This is a genomic window from Nostocoides vanveenii, assembly GCF_039531165.1.
In the GTDB taxonomy this organism is placed as follows: domain Bacteria; phylum Actinomycetota; class Actinomycetes; order Actinomycetales; family Dermatophilaceae; genus Nostocoides_A; species Nostocoides_A vanveenii.
Window position 1 is genome coordinate 86,877 of the sequence record NZ_BAAAPN010000056.1, and the last position, 16,818, is coordinate 103,694.

Below are 16,818 nucleotides of genomic sequence, written 5' to 3' on the forward strand. Positions count from 1 at the left end.
CATACGAGGAGGACAACGGCATGGCCGTCGTCACCATGCGCCAGCTCCTAGAGAGCGGCGTCCACTTCGGGCACCAGACGCGTCGCTGGAACCCGAAGATGAAGCGCTTCATCATGACCGAGCGCAATGGCATCTACATCATCGACCTGCAGCAGTCGGTCACCTACATCAACAGCGCGTACGAGTTCGTCCGCGAGACCGTCGCCCACGGCGGGACGATCCTGTTCGTCGGCACCAAGAAGCAGGCTCAGGAGCCCGTCGCCGAGCAGGCGACCCGCGTCGGCATGCCCTATGTCAACCACCGCTGGCTCGGTGGCATGCTCACCAACTTCAACACCATCAGCAAGCGCCTGGCGCGGCTGAAGGAACTCGAGCAGATCAACTTCGGCGAGGTGGCCGGGTCCGGCTACACCAAAAAGGAGCTGCTCATCCTCCAGCGCGAGAAGCAGAAGCTGGAGAAGACGCTCGGCGGCATGCGCGAGATGTCCAAGGTGCCCTCGGCGGTCTGGATTGTCGACACCAAGAAGGAGCACCTCGCGGTCGATGAGGCTCGCAAGCTCGGGCTGCCGGTCATCGCGATCCTCGACACCAACTGCGACCCCGACGAGGTCGACTACAAGATCCCGGGCAATGACGACGCCATCCGCAGCGTCACCCTGCTCACCCGCGTGATCGCCGACGCCGTCGCCGACGGTCTCATCCAGCGCTCGCAGGCTCGCGCCAACGCTGGGTCCGACGCCGCCGCCGCCGGCGTCGCCGCGGACGAGCCGATGGCCGAGTGGGAGCGCGAGCTCCTCGGTGCCGACGATGCTGCGGACGTCCCGGCTGCCGACGTCACGGTCGAGGCCGTCGCCGAGGTGACAGAGCCGGCCGACCCGGCACTCGGGGCCCCGGTCGAGGAGACCGCCGTTGTCGAGACCGAGGTCCCCGCGGCCACCGAGACCACCGACGCCGCCGACGCCTGATCGCGTCCCGGCAAACCAGCCACGAAGGAAGGCAAGCACATCCATGGCGAACTACACCGCCGCTGACATCAAGGCGCTGCGCGAGGCCACCGGCGCCGGCATGATGGACGTCAAGAAGGCCCTTGACGAGGCCGATGGCGACTCCGTGAAGGCCACCGAGATCCTGCGGATCAAGGGCCAGAAGGGCGTTACCAAGCGCGAAGGCCGCACCACCTCCAACGGCTTGGTCACCGCCGCCACCGATGGTGGCGTCGGCACCCTGGTCGAGGTCCTGTGCGAGACCGACTTCGTTGCCAAGGCCCCGCGCTTCATCGAGTTGGCCGACAAGGTGCTCGCGCAGGCCGTCAAGGTCGGCGCGACCGACGCCGACAGCCTGCTCGCCAGCACTCTGGAGGACGGCCAGACCGTTCAGGAGCTGCTCGATGAGGCCAACGCCACCATCGGCGAGAAGATCGAGGTCAAGCGCCTTGCTCGCATCGAGGGGCCGACCGTCGTCTCCTACCTGCACAAGACCAGCCCCGACCTGCCCGCGCAGATCGGCGTGCTGTTCGCGAGCGAGGGCGGCGACGATGCCGTGGCCCGCGATGTCGCCATGCACGTCGCGGCCTTCAGCCCGACGGTCATGACGCGCGAGGAGATCGACGCCGACGTCGTCGAGAACGAGCGTCGGGTCGCCGAGGCCACCGCACGCGAAGAGGGCAAGCCCGAGGCGGCCCTACCCAAGATCATCGAGGGCCGCGTCAACGGCTACTTCAAGGAGAACGTCCTGCTCGAGCAGGCTTTCGCCAAGGACCCGAAGAAGTCGGTCGCCAAGGTGCTCGACGAGCACGGCGCTGCGGCGAAGCAGTTCGTCCGCTTCCGCGTCGGAGCCTGACTCTCGGGTCGCATCGCGACCCACGCACGCACGTATGCCGCGTACCCCCTCGGGTGCGCGGCATACGTGCGTCAGGACATCGACGACGCGGGTGGTGAGCCCGGGGCGCGCATGTCGCGGACCAGGAAGATCGAACCGGTCGCCAGCGCAGCGCCGGCAAGCAGCAGCCAGCCCCAGGGCACGACCAGCTGCGTGCACGGATCGACGGTGACCGTCCCGTCCGCAGGCGCGGACGAGGCTGTGCCTGAACATGATTCGGCGCTGACCCAGCGCATATTCCAGGCCACCCAGAGCAGCAACACTCCGGCGCCGATCGGTGTGCCGGCTCGGGCATGCGGTTGGGCCTTGATGAGCAGCACCGCCAGCAATCCCAGTGTGGTCGGCGCGACGAAGATGCCGATCGTGAGGATGCCGAGAATGCTCAGGGGCGCCAACACGCCGAGGAGAATCCACCCGGCCAGCGCGAGTGGAGCGAAGCGCGACTCCACCGCCGGGAGTCGGCACCCGGCATCCGGCGGAACGGCGGGCATTGAGGCCGATCCGGGCAGGGTGGTCATGGCGACTCCTTGGGTTCGCGTCGGCGGGTGAGCAACTCCAGCAGTGCCAGGCCGCCGGCGGCCTGGTCGAGGATCCGCGCCGGCGTCTCGCGGTCGCCGGAGGTATGCGCGAGCAGCTCCAGCCCGAGGATTCCGGCCACGACGGTGTGCGCGACGTCCGGCACGGGCGCCAGGGACGACAAGGGCCCGGGCGGCAGCAGCCGGGCCACCGCAGCCTGCGCGAACTCCTGCCAGATCGCCAGGCGCTCGGACACCTGTCGCGCCAGTCCCGGGACCAACCGGGCCCCCGCGAGCATCTCCACAAGCACGGCAACGTCCCCGGACGCCAGGTCGGTGGCGATGATGTCCGCCGCGGCCCCGAGCAGATCGTCGGCGCTGGCGGAATCCGCGACGAGGGCCTGATACGCGGCCAACCGGCGCTGGGAGACCGCGTCCAGCGCGGCGAGCAGAACCCCGCTCACCGACCCGAAGTGATAGAAGACCAGGCTCTGCTGGCAGTTCGCCCGCCGGGCGATCTCCCGGGCGCTGGCCCCCGCGAAACCGACCTCGCGCAGCGCGTCCGTTGCGGCCGCCACCAGGGCCGCGCGGGTAGCGTCCCCCGACCGGACACCACTTTTGCCCCCACTCCTGGCCATCATCGTCACCTCTTGAGCGAATAATTTGAGCATTTGCTCAATAACTCTATCCGGCCACGTGCGCGGCGGGAAGGCCCCCCGATGATGTGCGAAAATCGAGCCGATCCGGCGACGACCACCGTTCTCGCCCCCTGCCTTCCCGAGGAGCCTGCGTGAGCACGATCGTGTCCGAGCCCCAGACCGCCGATCCCCTCCACCGGGCCTACCGCCGGGTGCTGCTCAAACTTTCCGGTGAGGTCTTCGGCGGCGGCCGCATCGGCCTGGCGCCCGAGGTTGTCCGAGGCATCGCCCGGCAGATCGCCGAAGCCGTCCGCGAGGGTGTCCAGGTGGCCGTCGTCATCGGCGGTGGCAACTTCTTCCGCGGCGCCGAACTCCAGCAGCAGGGCATGGACCGGGCCCGCGCGGACTACATGGGCATGCTCGGCACCGTCATGAACTGCCTTGCGCTGCAGGACTTCCTGGAGAAGGAAGGCATCGACACCCGCGTCCAGACCGCCATCACCATGGGCCAGGTCGCCGAGCCCTACATCCCGAGGCGCGCCATCCGTCACCTCGAGAAGGGGCGTGTCGTGATCTTCGGTGCCGGCGCCGGTATGCCGTATTTCTCCACCGACACGGTCAGCGCGCAGCGGGCGCTCGAGATCAAGTGCGATGCGGTGTTGATGAGCAAGAACGGTGTCGACGGGGTTTACGACGCCGACCCCCGCACCAACCCGGACGCACAGAAGTTCGACAAGGTGACCTACCGCGAGGCGCTGCAGCGTGGCCTGAAGGTCGTCGACGCCACCTCCTTCAGCCTGTGCATGGAGAACGGCATCGACATGGTCGTCTTCGGCATGGAGGGTGCCGGCAATATCAGCCGGGCCGTGCGTGGCGAGCGCATCGGCACGTTGGTCTGCGCCGGCTGACCCGCGACCCCCTCCAGCCCCAGCCGTCCCCACTCCCGCACGGGGGTGCCACACTTGACCGAGCGCCCGGGCGCATCCGCATGAGCACAAGGAGCCCATCATGATCGACGAAACCCTCTTCGAAGCCGAGGAGAAGATGGAGAAGGCCATCGACGTCCTCCGCGAGGATTTCGCCGGGATCCGCACCGGACGCGTCCAGCCCGCGATGTTCGCCAAGGTGCTCGTCGACTACTACGGCGCGCCCACGCCGCTGCAACAACTGGCCTCCTTCGCCACCCCCGAGGCGCGGGTGCTGTTGATCTCGCCCTTCGACAAGGGCTCGATGCACAACATCGAAAAGGCCTTGCGCGACAGCGACTTCGGCGCCAACCCGAGCAATGACGGCAACGTCATCCGGATCGTGGTCCCCGAGCTGACCCAGGAGCGGCGCAAGGAATACACCAAGATCGCGCACCGCAAGGCGGAGGATGCCAAGGTCTCCATCCGCAACATCCGGCGGCACGCCATGCAGGAGCTCGACAAGCTCGTCAAGGACGGCGAGGTCGGGGAGGACGAGGGCAAGCGCGGCGAGAAGGAACTCGAGAGCGCGACCAAGAAGTATGTCGATCAGGTCGATGTGATGCTCAAGCACAAGGAAGCCGAACTCCTCGAAGTCTGAGATTCGCACCCCATGACCACGCCGACCGGCCCGTCCGACATCGCGCAGAGCCCGCCCGCTGCGACCCCCGTGACCAACCCGCACGGGCGCGCCGGGCGCAACCTGGCGCAGGCGATCGGTGTCGGCGTGGGGCTCGGCGCGATGATCCTGCTGAGCTTGTTCCTCGCCAAGGACTCCTTCGCCGTCATCATCGCCGTCGCGATGATCGTGGGCGTCTGGGAATTGGTGCGTGCCCTCGCGGTCAAGCAGATCATCGTCCCGATCGTCCCCGTTGCCGTCGGCGCGGCCGGCATGATCTACGCCGCCCATCAACGCGGTCCGGAGCCCCTGGTCGTCGCCTTCGGCCTGACGTGCACGGCGGTTGCCGTATGGCGCGTGATCGATCCGCGCCCCGGCTCGGGTCGCGATGTCGCCGGGGGCGTCTTTGCCGCCTTCTACCCGTGCCTGCTCGGCGGCTTCGCCGCCATGATGCTCGCCGCCGATGACGGCCGGTCGCGGATCATCACCTTCATCCTCGTCACCGTGTGCTCCGACATCGGCGGGTATGTCGCGGGCGTGCTTTTCGGCAAGCATCCGATGGCGCCCAAGATCAGCCCAAAGAAGTCCTGGGAGGGCTTCGCCGGGTCGGTCCTGTTCTGTGCCATTGCCGGCTCCGCGTGCATTGCCGTCCTCTTCGACAAACCGTGGTGGATCGGCGTCCCGCTCGGCGCCCTGGTCGCGATGTGCGCCACGATCGGTGACCTGATGGAATCGGTCATCAAGCGCGATCTCGGTATCAAGGACATGAGCAATTTGCTGCCGGGACACGGCGGCATGATGGATCGCCTGGATTCTCTCCTCGTCTGTGCGCCCGTCGTCTGGGCGGTCCTGCACTATCTGGTCGACGCATGACGGCGACCGACAAGCCTGCCCCCGGCCAACTGATCCTCGCGGCACCGCGGCGCGGCAAGCCGCCGCGCCATCTCGCCGACCTCGACCCGGCCGAACGCAAGCTCGCCGTCGAAGCGTTGGGGCACAAGGGATTCCGGGCCAAGCAACTCTCGACGCACTACTTCGAGCGCTTGACGCTCGATCCCGAGGCGATGACCGACCTGCCCAAGGCGATTCGCGGCGAGTTGGTCGGCGATCTGCTGCCCACCTTGCTCACCCCGGTCCGCACGCTCACTGCCGACGGCGGTGCCACTCTCAAGCACGTATGGCGCTTGCACGACGGCGCGCTCGTCGAGTCGGTGCTCATGCGCTATCCCAAGCGCGTGACGATCTGTATCTCCAGCCAGGCCGGTTGCGGGATGAACTGTCCCTTCTGCGCGACCGGTCAGGCGGGGCTGACGCGCAATATGAGCACGGCAGAGATCGTCGAGCAGGTGGTTGCGGCCGCCCGCTCTCTGCGCGACGCCGCCCTGCCGGCCGCTCCCGCGTCTGCCGCCGGAGGCGCTCCTGCCGGCCAGGGGGAGGCCGATCTCGGTGGTGAGACGGAGACGGTCGTGGGGGACACGGCATACGGCGGGACGCGGGTGACCAATGTCGTCTTCATGGGCATGGGCGAGGCGCTCGCCAACTACAAGGCGGCGATCGGGGCGATCCGGCGCCTGACCGACCCTGCGCCCGACGGTCTGGGCATGAGCGCCCGCGGCATCACCATGTCCACCGTCGGGCTCGTGCCGGGCATTGACAAGCTTGCGGCAGAAGGGATTCCGGTCACCCTCGCGTTCTCGTTACACGCCCCCGACGACGAACTGCGCGACACGCTGGTCCCGATCAACACCCGGTGGAAAGTCGATGAGGCGATCGACGCGGCATACCGCTATTTCCAGGCGACCGGCCGGCGGGTGAGCATCGAGTACGCCCTGATCCGCGATATCAACGACCAGGCCTGGCGCGCAGATCTGTTGGGGGAGAAGCTGAATGCGCGCGGCCGAGGCTGGGTGCACGTCAACCCGATCCCGCTCAACCCGACCCCCGGCTCGATCTGGACCGCCTCGCGGCGCGGTGTCGAGCAACAGTTCGTCGAGCGGCTACGGGCGCACGGCATACCGACGACCGTGCGCGACACCCGCGGCTCGGATATCGACGGTGCCTGCGGGCAGCTCGCGGCGTCGACCGCCTGACGCGCTATCGCTGGCTGATCAGCGTGCTCGTGCCCGTGCGCCGGTCCCAGACTCTGATCTGGTTCCAGGTGCTCGGCGCCCCGCTCGTGTCGATATAGGCCACGGACAAGCCGTCGTCGGAGACCGCGGGTTCTTTGCCGGGAGCGACGATCGTGGTTTGCCCATCGTTGCCGATCCGGTGCACCTGGCCCGCGCAATCGCGCACCACGGCCTTGCCCCATCCGGAGACGTCACGCCCACAGTCCGCGTCGATCCGGACGGTGAATGACGGATAGCCGGCAGGCCGGGTCACCAGGACCTGCTCCGAGAGCATCCCGTCGTGCAGCACCGGAGCAAAGCCGTCGTTGAGGGCGTAGACCTGGGGGTAGCCGCGGGACGCCTCGGGGTCGTCGCACTTCGTCGCCTTGACCACGGACCTGCCGGTGCCAGCACTCCAGACCCAGGCCTGGCCGCAGTAGTGACCAGGGAAAGCCGGGTCGGCGTAGAACGTCGAGAAGGTAGAGATCTGGCCGTTGGGCGAGATGTCGGCAAAGACGCCGTAGTCGTTGTCGAGATCCCGAGTCGACGGGACTGCTTCAGTGATCCTTTTCAGGGCGCCGGCGGCCATGTCACGAAGGAAGACGTCGCCGGGCCGATTGTCGCCGGCCACCAGGTTGGACGCGGTGGTGGCGAAGACGATCCGGTTGCCGTCGGCGCTCACGCGCACAGTGTCTGCGGCGGCATTGGCCTGGGCCCCCGCGGCCGAGGTGTTGATCCGGACCAGCCGGCCGGTGGCCAGGTCCTTGCGGTAGGCGTCGACCTTGCCGTTGGTGTCACCGGGCACGAGATTGCTTGCGGCGGAAAGGAAGACGACATAGCGGCCGTCCCAGCTGACTGACGGGCGGGAACTGTCCGCATTCGCCTGAGCCCCTCCAGACGTGACCGAGACCCGCTTCGTGGTGTTGGCGACGCGGTCGCGGATGAAGATGTCGGCCTTGCCGTTGGTGTCCCCCGCGACCAAGTTCGTCGCTACGGAGCGAAAGACGACATAGCGCCCGGTCGTGCTGACCGCGGCCTGTGAGGAGGCCCCGTTGCCGGGGGTCCCGGCGGGGGAATCGGCAACCGCGGGCGCGGCCATTGCCGAGACGGCGGCCAGCAGGCCCCCGGCGCCGATGGCGATCAGGAATGTGCGGCGGTGCATGGTTGCCCTCCCTGACGTTCTCAACAAAACTGCCCAAGCAAAGCACGGCGTCGCTGTTGGGTAAGCAGGCCGTGCGGGACGGATTGGGAGGGCTCTGGCTGCACGGTTAACTTCCGTCTTTCATGCGTGAGTGTGTGACACACGCCTGATTTGCACCAAAGTGCCTGTCCTGCAACGAGAAAATCGTGTTTGCGAGACTGGATTTCCTCGAGCGGGAAGGCACTTGGTAGGTGAAGGGTACATCGTGGTCGGTAGGTTTGGGTGTTTCTGGTGACGGGGCGGGCGTGATCGCCCACGCGGGCAGTGTCGCGGTGCGGCTGCTGGCTGATCGGGTCGGGTTGACCGAGACGCTCTCGAGGGCGCTGGTGCGGCGCGGGTTCGTCCCGGGGCATGATCGTGGCCGGGTGGTGGTGGATGTGGCCACGATGCTGGTCGCTGGGGGGAAGCGATCGCGGATATCGACACCCTGCGCCACCAGGAGCAGGTGCTTGGGCCGGTCGCCTCGCCGGCGACGGTGTGGCGGGCCTTGGACGAACTGGCCGAGACCCCCGCGAAGCGGGTCGCGGCGGCGCGGGCCACGACCCGGGCGCGGGTGTGGGGGTTGCTGCCCGGCGGGCTGCCTGCCGCGCGAGTAGCCGACACCACGCTGCCGAAGGATTTTGGTGGTGTTGGATGTCTTAACCTTGCCGGCATGGCCAAGGAGATCTCCATCGTCGACACCGTCGTCAATCTGTGCAAGCGGCGCGGCTTCGTCTTCCCCTCCGGTGAGATCTATGGCGGCACCCGCTCCGCGTGGGACTACGGCCCCCTTGGTGTGGAGTTGAAGGAGAACATCAAGCGCCAATGGTGGAAGACCATGGTGCACGGCCGCGACGACATCGTCGGGCTCGACTCCTCGATCATCCTGCCGCGGCAGGTCTGGGTGGCCAGCGGTCACGTCGGCGAGTTCACCGACCCGCTCACCGAGTGCCTCTCCTGCCACAAGCGCTTTCGCCTCGACCATATGCAGGAGGCGATCGCTGACCGCGAGGCCAAGAAGGGCAAGGAGGTCGACCCCGACAGCATCCCGCTCGGTGAAATCGCCTGCCCGAACTGTGGCACCCGGGGCCAGTGGACCGAGCCGCGGGCCTTCAACATGATGCTCAAGACCTACCTGGGCGTCGTCGATGACGAGTCGGGTCTGCACTTCCTGCGCCCGGAGACCGCACAGGGCATCTTCGTCAACTACAAGAACGTCGAGCAGTCGGCCCGGATGAAGCCGCCCTTCGGGATCGCCCAGACGGGCAAGAGCTTCCGCAACGAGATCACGCCGGGCAACTTCATCTTCCGCACCCGTGAGTTCGAGCAGATGGAGATGGAGTTCTTCGTCCCGCCGGGCACGGACGAGGAATGGCATCAGTACTGGATCGATGAGCGGACCCGCTGGTATGTCGACCTCGGCATCCGCCCGGAGAACCTGCGTCACTACGAGCACCCGGCCGAGAAGCTCTCGCACTACTCCAAACGCACCGTCGACATCGAATACCGCTTCAACTTCACCGGGAGCGAGTGGGGCGAGCTCGAAGGCATCGCCAACAGGACCGCCTTCGACCTCGGCACACACAGCACGCACAGCGGTGCCGACCTGTCCTACTTCGACCAAGCCACGGGCGAGCGCTATCTGCCTTATGTCATCGAGCCGGCGGCCGGTCTATCCCGCTCACTGATGACTTTCCTGGTCGATGCCTATGCCGAGGATGAGGCTCCGAACACCAAGGGCGGCGTCGATGTGCGCACCGTCCTGCGGCTCGATAAGCGGCTCGCGCCGGTCAAGGCGGCGGTGCTGCCGCTCTCGCGACACGCCGATCTGTCGCCCAAGGCCCGCGACCTCGCCGCCACCTTGCGCAAGCACTGGAATATCGACTTCGACGACGCGCAAGCCATCGGCCGGCGCTACCGGCGCCAGGATGAGATCGGCACCCCTTACTGCATCACTGTCGACTTCGACACCCTCGAGGATCACGCGGTGACCATCCGTGATCGCGACACCATGGCGCAGGAGCGTGTGAGTCTTGACCAGGTCGAGGCCTACCTCGGCGCCCGGCTCGTCGGCTGCTGACGGCCATGACGACGACCTCCTCCAGCAGGCGCGTCTGCGCGCACATCGAGTTGCAGGTGACCGAGGTGGCCGACCTCGTGCTGTCGATCGCGGTGGCAACCGACGCCGTCGACGCAACCGAGCAACTGACCGTCACCTCCGATGGACAGGCGCTACCCGCGGAGGCGATCGAGGAGATCGTCGCAACGGACGGCACCCGCCTGCACCGCCTGGCCGCCGCCCCTGTCGGGCAGTTGGTGGTCGACTACACCGCCACCGTGGCCCCAGGTGCGTCCGAGCGCCCCGTCTCGCCCCTGGAAGCGATCGTTTTCACTCGGCCCAGCCGCTACTGCGATTCGGATCGCCTCGCCGCCGTGACCGCCACCCACTTCGGCGGCCTGGCCGGTGCGGAACTCGTTGCCGCCGTTGCCGATTGGGTCTACACCCAGATCGCCTACACTCCCGGAAGCAGTCAGGTCACCGACGGTGCCCTCGAGGTCTACCTCTCCCGCACGGGCGTATGCCGTGACATGGCCCAGTTGGTCGTCACCTTCCTGCGTGCCAGCGGTATGCCGGCGCGGCTGGTCTCGGTGTATGCGCCCGGCCTGAGTCCGATGGACTTCCACGCCGTGGCCGAGGTCGCGCTGGACGGGACGTGGCGAGTAATCGACGCCACCCGGCTCGCGCCGCGCGCGTCGATGGTGCGCATCGCCACCGGCCGCGACGCGGCCGACACGGCCTTCCTCACCGTCAACGCCGGTCGTGCCGACCTGGTGACGATGTCGGTCTTCGCCGTCGCCGACCCGGACCTGCCCGTCGAGGACACAGCGGCGGTCGTGTCGCTCAGCTAGGTCCGGGTGCCGGCGAGGTCTCGGGATTGCTACTCGTCATCCGCAGGACGTCGACGCCGACTGTCAGGGTCGAGCGGATGGGGGCATCGGCATAGATGACGCCCTTCAGGGGCGAGACATCGCGGAAGTCCCGCCCCCAGGCCGTGACCAGATAACGCGAGTCGGCGAGGTGGCCATTGGTCGGGTCGAGGTCGACCCAGGTGCCGCCGGGCGTCAGCACGGACACCCAGGCGTGCGTCGCGTCGGCCCCCTCCAGGCGGGGGCGACCGGGCGCGGGGGTGGTCTCCAGATACCCACTGACATATCGGGCAGGGAGCCCGAGTGAGCGCAAGCAGGCAAGGGTCAGGTGCGTGAAGTCCTGACAGACGCCGGCCCGCAGGTCGAGCAAATCCGGCAAGGTCGTGGTGACTTTCGTTGCGCCCGAACGGAAGTCGAAGTCCTCGAAGACGCCCATCATGATCGCGTCGAGCGCGACGCCCAGTGGTTGTTCCGGGTCCAGATGCTTGCGGGCGTAGGCAACGATCACCGGTTCGGCCGTCACCAGTGCCGAAGGCAGGCTGTAGGTCGCGAGCGTTACCGCATCAACTCCGCCGCGGCGCAGGTCGGCGATCGCGCTCCGCACGGTCCAGCCGTCGAGCGCGGTGAGATCCACGCGCGGCCAGGCCACGTCGAGCACGCTCTCTTTCACCACGTCAAGATCCGTTGTCGGAGTGCGAATCTCGACATAGAAGCTTCTATTGCCCAGCCAATCGGCATGCTCGACAACAAGATCGGGCTCGGGAGTCACCGTGACCGTGTGTTCTACCAGGGTCTGGGTCGCCGTCTGCCGGGGCCCGAGGAAGCCCCGCTCGTAGCAGGCGTCGACGGGCTCGTCATACGCGTAATGCGTGCGGTGTCGCACGCGGTAGCGCCGGGGCTCGAAGTCGGCGTCGGTCTGTGGCATCAGCGGGCCCCGACCGTTTGTTGGGTGGGCAGCGCGCGTGGGCGGGCCGCACGCGCAAAGTGCTTTCGGGACAAGGCCGCCGACACGGCATACAGCTCGCGCGTCAGGTTGTTGAGGCGATCGGTCACCGCCGGCCGGTCGCCCGACGCCAGCTCGACGACGTCCACCGTACGCAAGCGCGCAAGCGTGGAGCCGATCGCCGCCGCCAACTCCGCGTCGCCGACCACGCCCAGGGCACACTCCAGCCGGCCGAGGGAGAAGGCGACGGAGCGCGGGTTGTGTTCGTCCGTCAGCAGAAGGGCGATCGCCGACTGTGCGGGTATCGCCGGACCTTGGCCGGAAAGCGTTCGCCGGCGGTGGGTGATGATGCTGGCGCCCACGTCGAGCACCGACTCCGCGAGCTGCCCGTCGATGATGAAGGGGAGTGCACGGCCGACCGTTTGCCGCAGCAGTCCGCTGGTGGCCACAGCGCGTTCGAGCCGGGCCCCGGCCTCGATATACCCCCAGGACTCGTCGCGGACCATCGATTCGGCGACGATTCCGGCTACGGCAAGGGTCGACTCCAGCACGTCGAAGAGCTGGTGCTGCAGTTGCTCGGACGCGGGCGTCTCGATCGCGATGGTGCGTTCCAGCCGGGCGAGGACGTGCCACAGGTCGTGCGGCACGTTGTCGCGGACTTCCTGAGCGGCCGCGACGAGGCGGCTCGCGGCATACGCGATCGTGCCGCGGCGGCCGGCGTCGGCGAGCACCCGGCGGACATACGTCTCCGGTGCTTCGGGCTCGCGGCGCTCGATGCGGGTCAGCGCCGCGAGGGCATCGAGCAGGGCCGCCATGGTGGCATGCCCCGTCGTGCCCGGGCGCCCCGCGTAGTCCTCGACCAGGTCGTCGGCCACCCGCAGCAGCCGCGTGGTGCCGTCTGCGCGCTCGCAGTAGCGGCCCACCCAAAAGAGGTTCTCGGCCACGCGGGGCGGGAAGGTGTGCCGGCGCACGAGTGCGGGCAGGGCGAGGTCGCCCTCGGGGGCGCGGGTGGCCTCCGCCCGCGCGGGTTCGTCGGGTGCCAAGACCCACACGTCCTTGGCGATGGTGGCCTCGAAGCTCGGCATCACAAAGGCGTCCGCGTCCTTGGCGACCCGCGCGAGGCCGCCGGGGAGCAGGTCATACCCGTTCGGGGTCGCGACGCCGAACGTGCGGAGCACGAAGTGGCGCGATTCCAACCCGGTCGGCGTGACGACGGTCGTCTCGGATGCCCGGAGCGCGTCCTGCGCGGCCCAGGCCCACGGGGCCGCCTCGATCCGTGCGGCGAGTTCGCTGCGACGGGCAGCGCTCAGTTGCCACCCACACAGCGTCACCGTCGGCTGATCGTGCCCGAAGCGCTTGAAGATCAGCGTGTCCAGGCCGGCCAGGGCATGCCGGCGACCCGCCTCGTCACCGCACCACCACGTCGGTGCGGACGTCAGGAGCAGGTCCTCGCCGAGCAGATCGCGGGCCAGCGCGGGCAGATAGGGGAGCAGGCCCGGGTTGTCCAGCACCTCGGCACCGATCGGGTTGGCCACACCGACCATCCGGCGCCGCGTCGCCTCGAGAAGTCCCGGTATGCCGCGCTCGGACGACCGCAGATCCAGCGGGTCCGCCTCGCGCGCCAGCACCCGGCGGTAGATCACGTCGACCGCTTCATGCCGGTCGCCCGCAGTGATGACGACGCGCCCGTCGCGCATCGTCAGGTCCTCGGCGATGGCGAGCGGCACGCCCAGCAGCGTGGCGAGGAATCCGTGCTCGTATGCCGTGTCGCTGTCCGTCCCGGCTGACAGCAGCACCGCCTTGGTCGGCCCGTCCCCGTGCGGGTCGAGGCGCTGTAAGGCTGCGGTCATGGTGTGGAAGAAGCCGCGCATCCGCGCGAGCGTGACCTCCCGGTGCAGGCCGGCCATGACGCGCGTGGTGATGCGCCGGGTGGCCATGGCGTAGCCCGCGCCGATCGGCAGCCCGGACCGGTCGGCCAGCACATGCCATTCGCCGTCGGCATGCTGGCCGAGGTCGGCGCCGGTCAGGACGAGTTGGTGCGGCCCGGCCTGGTGCAGGCCGTCCGCCTGGGGCACAAAACCGGGATGGCCCAGGACGACCTCGGGAGGGATCAGTCCCCGGTGCAACAGGGCGCGGCCGTTGTAGAGGTCGGTGAGGATCAGATCGAGCAGCCGGGCGCGTTGCTCGAGCCCCGCGTGCAGTCGCGCCCATTGAGCCGATCCGATGACGATCGGCAGCGGATCGATAGCCCAGTTCCGCCCTTGCGTATGCCAGCGTGGATCGTCGGCGGGGACCTCGCCGGGGGCTGTCGGGCTGGCCATCGCGCCGAAGCGGATGCCGTCGTCCTGGATTTGGCGGCGCGCCTCGGCGCGCGCGGCGAGCAGGCCCTTGAGCCCGAGATCGGCGACTGCCGCCGCCACCGGGTCGCTCGTCACGCCGCCACCTTAGAGGACCGGCCACCGGCCGCCCTCGAGTGGATAGGTCGGCAGTGGGAGCCGCCAGACGCCACGCTCGGCACGTCGTGCCGGCGGGGGGTAGCGGACGTACGCCGCTGCCGCCCGGTGTTTGCGCGCGTGGTGAGCGGCCGCTTACCCTGACTTATGCGTTTGCGAGTCCTGGCCGGTGCGCTGGCCACCCTGATCGTCCTGGCCGGCTGTGGAGGAGACCCCGGCGCGCTGCCGCGGGCGGACGGGCACGGGCATACGTCCGCGACGGCACCCTCCAGTGCGGCGAGCGCGACGACGGGGGCGAGCAGCACACCGACGACCGCGCCGGTCGCCCTGCGCTCGGGGGAGCGCTTCGTCGAGTTGCGAATGCCCCATGCCTACACCCCGAAGGCACCGACCGTCGGCACCGACGAGTACCGCTGCTTCCTGCTCGACCCGAAGATCACCAAAGACGCGGTGATCACCGGCACTGACTTCCTGCCCGCGAATCCGCAACTGGTCCACCACGTCATCCTCTACAAAGTCGACCCGGAGGATGTCGCGGCCGCCAAGGCCAAGGACTCGGCCGATCCCGGCGACGGGTGGACCTGCTTCGGCGGCACCGGTCTCGGCGGTGGCGCCGGTCAGAACATCTGGCGTGCGCCCTGGCTAGGGGCGTGGGCTCCCGGCGGCACCGAGAAGGTCGCCGAGAAGGGCATCGGCACACCCCTGCCCAAGGGCAGCCAGATCGTCATGCAGATCCACTACAACCTGATCAACGGCACCGGTCCGGACCAGAGCGCCACGAAGCTGCGTATCGCCACCGACAACGGCTCCTACAACTACCTCTACACGCGTCTGCTGCCCGCACCCGTGGAGATGCCCTGCCGCACCGGCGTCGCCAACAAGCTCTGTGCGCGGGATGCGGCGATGGCCGACAACATCGCGCGCTTCGGGGCCGAGGCGAAGACCGCCGACCTGCTGCACATCCTCTGCGGCGCCGGGCCGGTCGGCCCAACTCAGTCGTGTACCACGACCGCCGGCGAGAAGATGGTCGTGCGTGCGCTCTCGGGCCACATGCACTTGCTCGGCCGGGCCATCTCCGTGGTCGCCAACAAGGGCACACCGCGCGCGAAGACCCTGCTCGACATCACCAACTGGGACTTCGACAACCAGGGCTCGATCCCATTGGACACCCCCACTACGCTGAACCCGAAGGACACGCTCACGGTCACCTGCACCCACGACCAGTCACTGCGCGACAAGCTCCCCGCCTTCAAGGGGACGACGGAGCGCTATGTGATGTGGGGAGAGGGCACGACCGACGAGATGTGTCTCGGGATCGTGTTGTTCACCAAGTCCTGACCGCGGTCAGGGAAAGGGCAGGTCGGGCGAATGTCGAAGCAGGACAAGCACAATCTCCCCCCCGAGGGCGCCGACGATATCGGTGAGTTCATCACGAAGGCGGGCGGTGGCGGCACCGGCAACCCGGCCGACTACAAGAATGACGGGCGACTGCGCGGTGACGTCTACGAAGCCGAGATGGAGCGACTGCAGGAGCAACTGGTCCTGTTGCAGTACTGGATCCAGTCGCAAGGATTGAAGGTCCTGGTCATCTTCGAAGGCCGCGGGTCCGCCGGCAAGGGTGGCGTCATCAAGCGCATCACCGAGCGCACCAGCCCACGCACCGTCCGCGTCGTCGCGCTCCCGAAGCCGACCGAGCGGCAGCGCACGCAGTGGTATTTCCAGCGGTATGTCGAGCATCTCCCCGCCGCGGGCGAGATGGTGCTCTTCGACCGGTCCTGGTACAACCGATCCAATGTCGAATGGGTGATGGGCTACTGCACCGAGGAGGAACATTCGGAGTTCCTGCGCAGCTGCCCCGAGTTCGAGCGGATGCTCGTTCGCTCCGGGATCAAGGTCATCAAATACTGGTTCTCGGTCTCCTTCGAAGAGCAACGCGCCCGCTTCGAGGCCCGCAACGCCGAGCCCCTCAAGCGGTGGAAGCTCTCCGACATGGACCTCGCCGAGCACGAGCTCTATGTGAAGTACTCGATGGCCAAGGACAACACCTTCCAATACACCGACATCAAGCAGGCGCCCTGGTATGTCGTGCCGTCCGATGACAAGAAGGCGGCGCGCCTGAACTGCATCAATCACCTGTTGAGCCAGTTCGAATACGAAGACGTGGCGCCCGAGGTCATCCAACTGCCCGAGATGAAGCAGATGCCGTATGTCCGCCCGCCGATCCAGGACCAGACCTTCGTGGAGCAGCGTTTCTGAGTTCCCTGGATTCCGCTCCTCAGCGCGGAGCTCGATCGCCTAGCCTCGATCGTGCATGAGTGATCGGGGTGTCTGGGGTGTGAAAGTACGGAAGTGCCTGTCCTGCAACGGGATACTTGGACTTACGACAGTTCAAAGTTCCTGAGCGGGAAGGCACTGCGTAGGTGAGGCGTACTTCGTGGTCGAGCGGGTTGGCGGTATCGGGTGACGGGTCGGGCGTGGTCGCCCATGCGGGCAGTGTCGCGGTGCGGCTTCTTGCTGATCGGGTCGGCCTGACCGAGACGCTCTCGACGGCCCTGGCGCGGCGCGGGTTCGTCCCGGGGCATGACCGGGGC

15 protein-coding genes are annotated in these 16,818 nt (G+C 67.9%); 10 read left to right on the forward strand and 5 right to left on the reverse strand.

Going from position 1 to position 16,818, the window contains the following annotated elements; all coding sequences use genetic code 11:
* Positions 1-20 precede the first annotated feature (20 nt).
* On the forward strand, positions 21-965 hold the full coding sequence (gene rpsB, locus ABD209_RS12765; protein WP_344066987.1) for a 30S ribosomal protein S2: 945 nt from the start codon (positions 21-23) through the stop codon (positions 963-965).
* A gap of 43 nt (positions 966-1,008) precedes the next feature.
* Positions 1,009-1,839: a translation elongation factor Ts gene (gene tsf, locus ABD209_RS12770; RefSeq protein ID WP_324386110.1), complete on the forward strand. Its 831-nt coding sequence runs from the start codon at positions 1,009-1,011 to the stop codon at positions 1,837-1,839.
* A gap of 71 nt (positions 1,840-1,910) precedes the next feature.
* On the opposite strand, the gene ABD209_RS12775 is transcribed toward tsf, so the two are convergent.
* Together ABD209_RS12775 and ABD209_RS12780 are read right to left on the reverse strand one after the other, a co-directional pair.
* On the reverse strand, positions 1,911-2,396 hold the full coding sequence (locus tag ABD209_RS12775) for a hypothetical protein (RefSeq protein ID WP_344066955.1): 486 nt from the start codon (positions 2,394-2,396) through the stop codon (positions 1,911-1,913).
* Complete coding sequence (locus ABD209_RS12780; protein WP_344066958.1) at positions 2,393-3,064, reverse strand: TetR/AcrR family transcriptional regulator; 672 nt, start codon at positions 3,062-3,064, stop codon at positions 2,393-2,395. Before ABD209_RS12780 ends, ABD209_RS12775 begins: the two co-directional genes overlap by 4 nt.
* Positions 3,065-3,183: 119 nt before the next feature.
* On the opposite strand from ABD209_RS12780, the gene pyrH reads away from it, so the two are divergent.
* The 4 genes from pyrH (at position 3,184) to rlmN (ending at position 6,705) form a co-directional block, all read left to right on the forward strand.
* Positions 3,184-3,939, forward strand: a complete 756-nt coding sequence (pyrH, locus tag ABD209_RS12785; RefSeq protein ID WP_344066960.1) for a UMP kinase — start codon at positions 3,184-3,186, stop codon at positions 3,937-3,939.
* A gap of 100 nt (positions 3,940-4,039) precedes the next feature.
* A complete protein-coding gene (frr, locus tag ABD209_RS12790; RefSeq protein ID WP_344066963.1) occupies positions 4,040-4,597 on the forward strand; it encodes a ribosome recycling factor in 558 nt (185 codons plus the stop codon).
* A gap of 12 nt (positions 4,598-4,609) precedes the next feature.
* Complete coding sequence (locus tag ABD209_RS12795) at positions 4,610-5,488, forward strand: phosphatidate cytidylyltransferase (protein WP_344066966.1); 879 nt, start codon at positions 4,610-4,612, stop codon at positions 5,486-5,488.
* Positions 5,485-6,705, forward strand: a complete 1,221-nt coding sequence (gene rlmN / locus ABD209_RS12800; protein WP_344066968.1) for a 23S rRNA (adenine(2503)-C(2))-methyltransferase RlmN — start codon at positions 5,485-5,487, stop codon at positions 6,703-6,705. Before ABD209_RS12795 ends, rlmN begins: the two co-directional genes overlap by 4 nt.
* Before the next feature lie 4 nt (positions 6,706-6,709).
* On the opposite strand, the gene ABD209_RS12805 is transcribed toward rlmN, so the two are convergent.
* Positions 6,710-7,885, reverse strand: coding sequence for a TolB family protein (locus tag ABD209_RS12805; protein ID WP_344066971.1), 1,176 nt, complete (start codon positions 7,883-7,885; stop codon positions 6,710-6,712).
* Positions 7,886-8,576: 691 nt separating this feature from the next.
* Here ABD209_RS12805 and ABD209_RS12810 point away from each other — a divergent pair.
* Both ABD209_RS12810 and ABD209_RS12815 read left to right on the forward strand, forming a co-directional pair.
* Positions 8,577-9,983 carry a glycine--tRNA ligase gene (locus tag ABD209_RS12810; protein WP_344066990.1) on the forward strand — a complete coding sequence of 469 codons (1,407 nt, stop codon included), beginning with the start codon at positions 8,577-8,579 and terminating at the stop codon, positions 9,981-9,983.
* A gap of 5 nt (positions 9,984-9,988) precedes the next feature.
* Positions 9,989-10,813, forward strand: a complete 825-nt coding sequence (locus ABD209_RS12815) for a transglutaminase-like domain-containing protein (protein ID WP_344066973.1) — start codon at positions 9,989-9,991, stop codon at positions 10,811-10,813.
* On the opposite strand, the gene ABD209_RS12820 is transcribed toward ABD209_RS12815, so the two are convergent.
* Positions 10,806-11,756, reverse strand: coding sequence for a transglutaminase family protein (locus ABD209_RS12820; protein ID WP_344066976.1), 951 nt, complete (start codon positions 11,754-11,756; stop codon positions 10,806-10,808). The genes ABD209_RS12815 and ABD209_RS12820 overlap by 8 nt on opposite strands.
* Positions 11,756-14,209, reverse strand: coding sequence for a circularly permuted type 2 ATP-grasp protein (locus tag ABD209_RS12825; RefSeq protein ID WP_344066978.1), 2,454 nt, complete (start codon positions 14,207-14,209; stop codon positions 11,756-11,758). Before ABD209_RS12825 ends, ABD209_RS12820 begins: the two co-directional genes overlap by 1 nt.
* Positions 14,210-14,374: 165 nt before the next feature.
* On the opposite strand from ABD209_RS12825, the gene ABD209_RS12830 reads away from it, so the two are divergent.
* Both ABD209_RS12830 and ppk2 read left to right on the forward strand, forming a co-directional pair.
* Entirely contained in the window at positions 14,375-15,565 is a 1,191-nt protein-coding gene (locus tag ABD209_RS12830) for a monooxygenase (RefSeq protein WP_344066980.1), read from the forward strand.
* Positions 15,566-15,595: 30 nt separating this feature from the next.
* Positions 15,596-16,483 (forward strand): polyphosphate kinase 2, encoded by an 888-nt coding sequence (gene ppk2, locus ABD209_RS12835; protein WP_344066982.1) that lies wholly within the window; start codon positions 15,596-15,598, stop codon positions 16,481-16,483.
* The last annotated feature ends 335 nt before the right edge of the window (positions 16,484-16,818 follow it).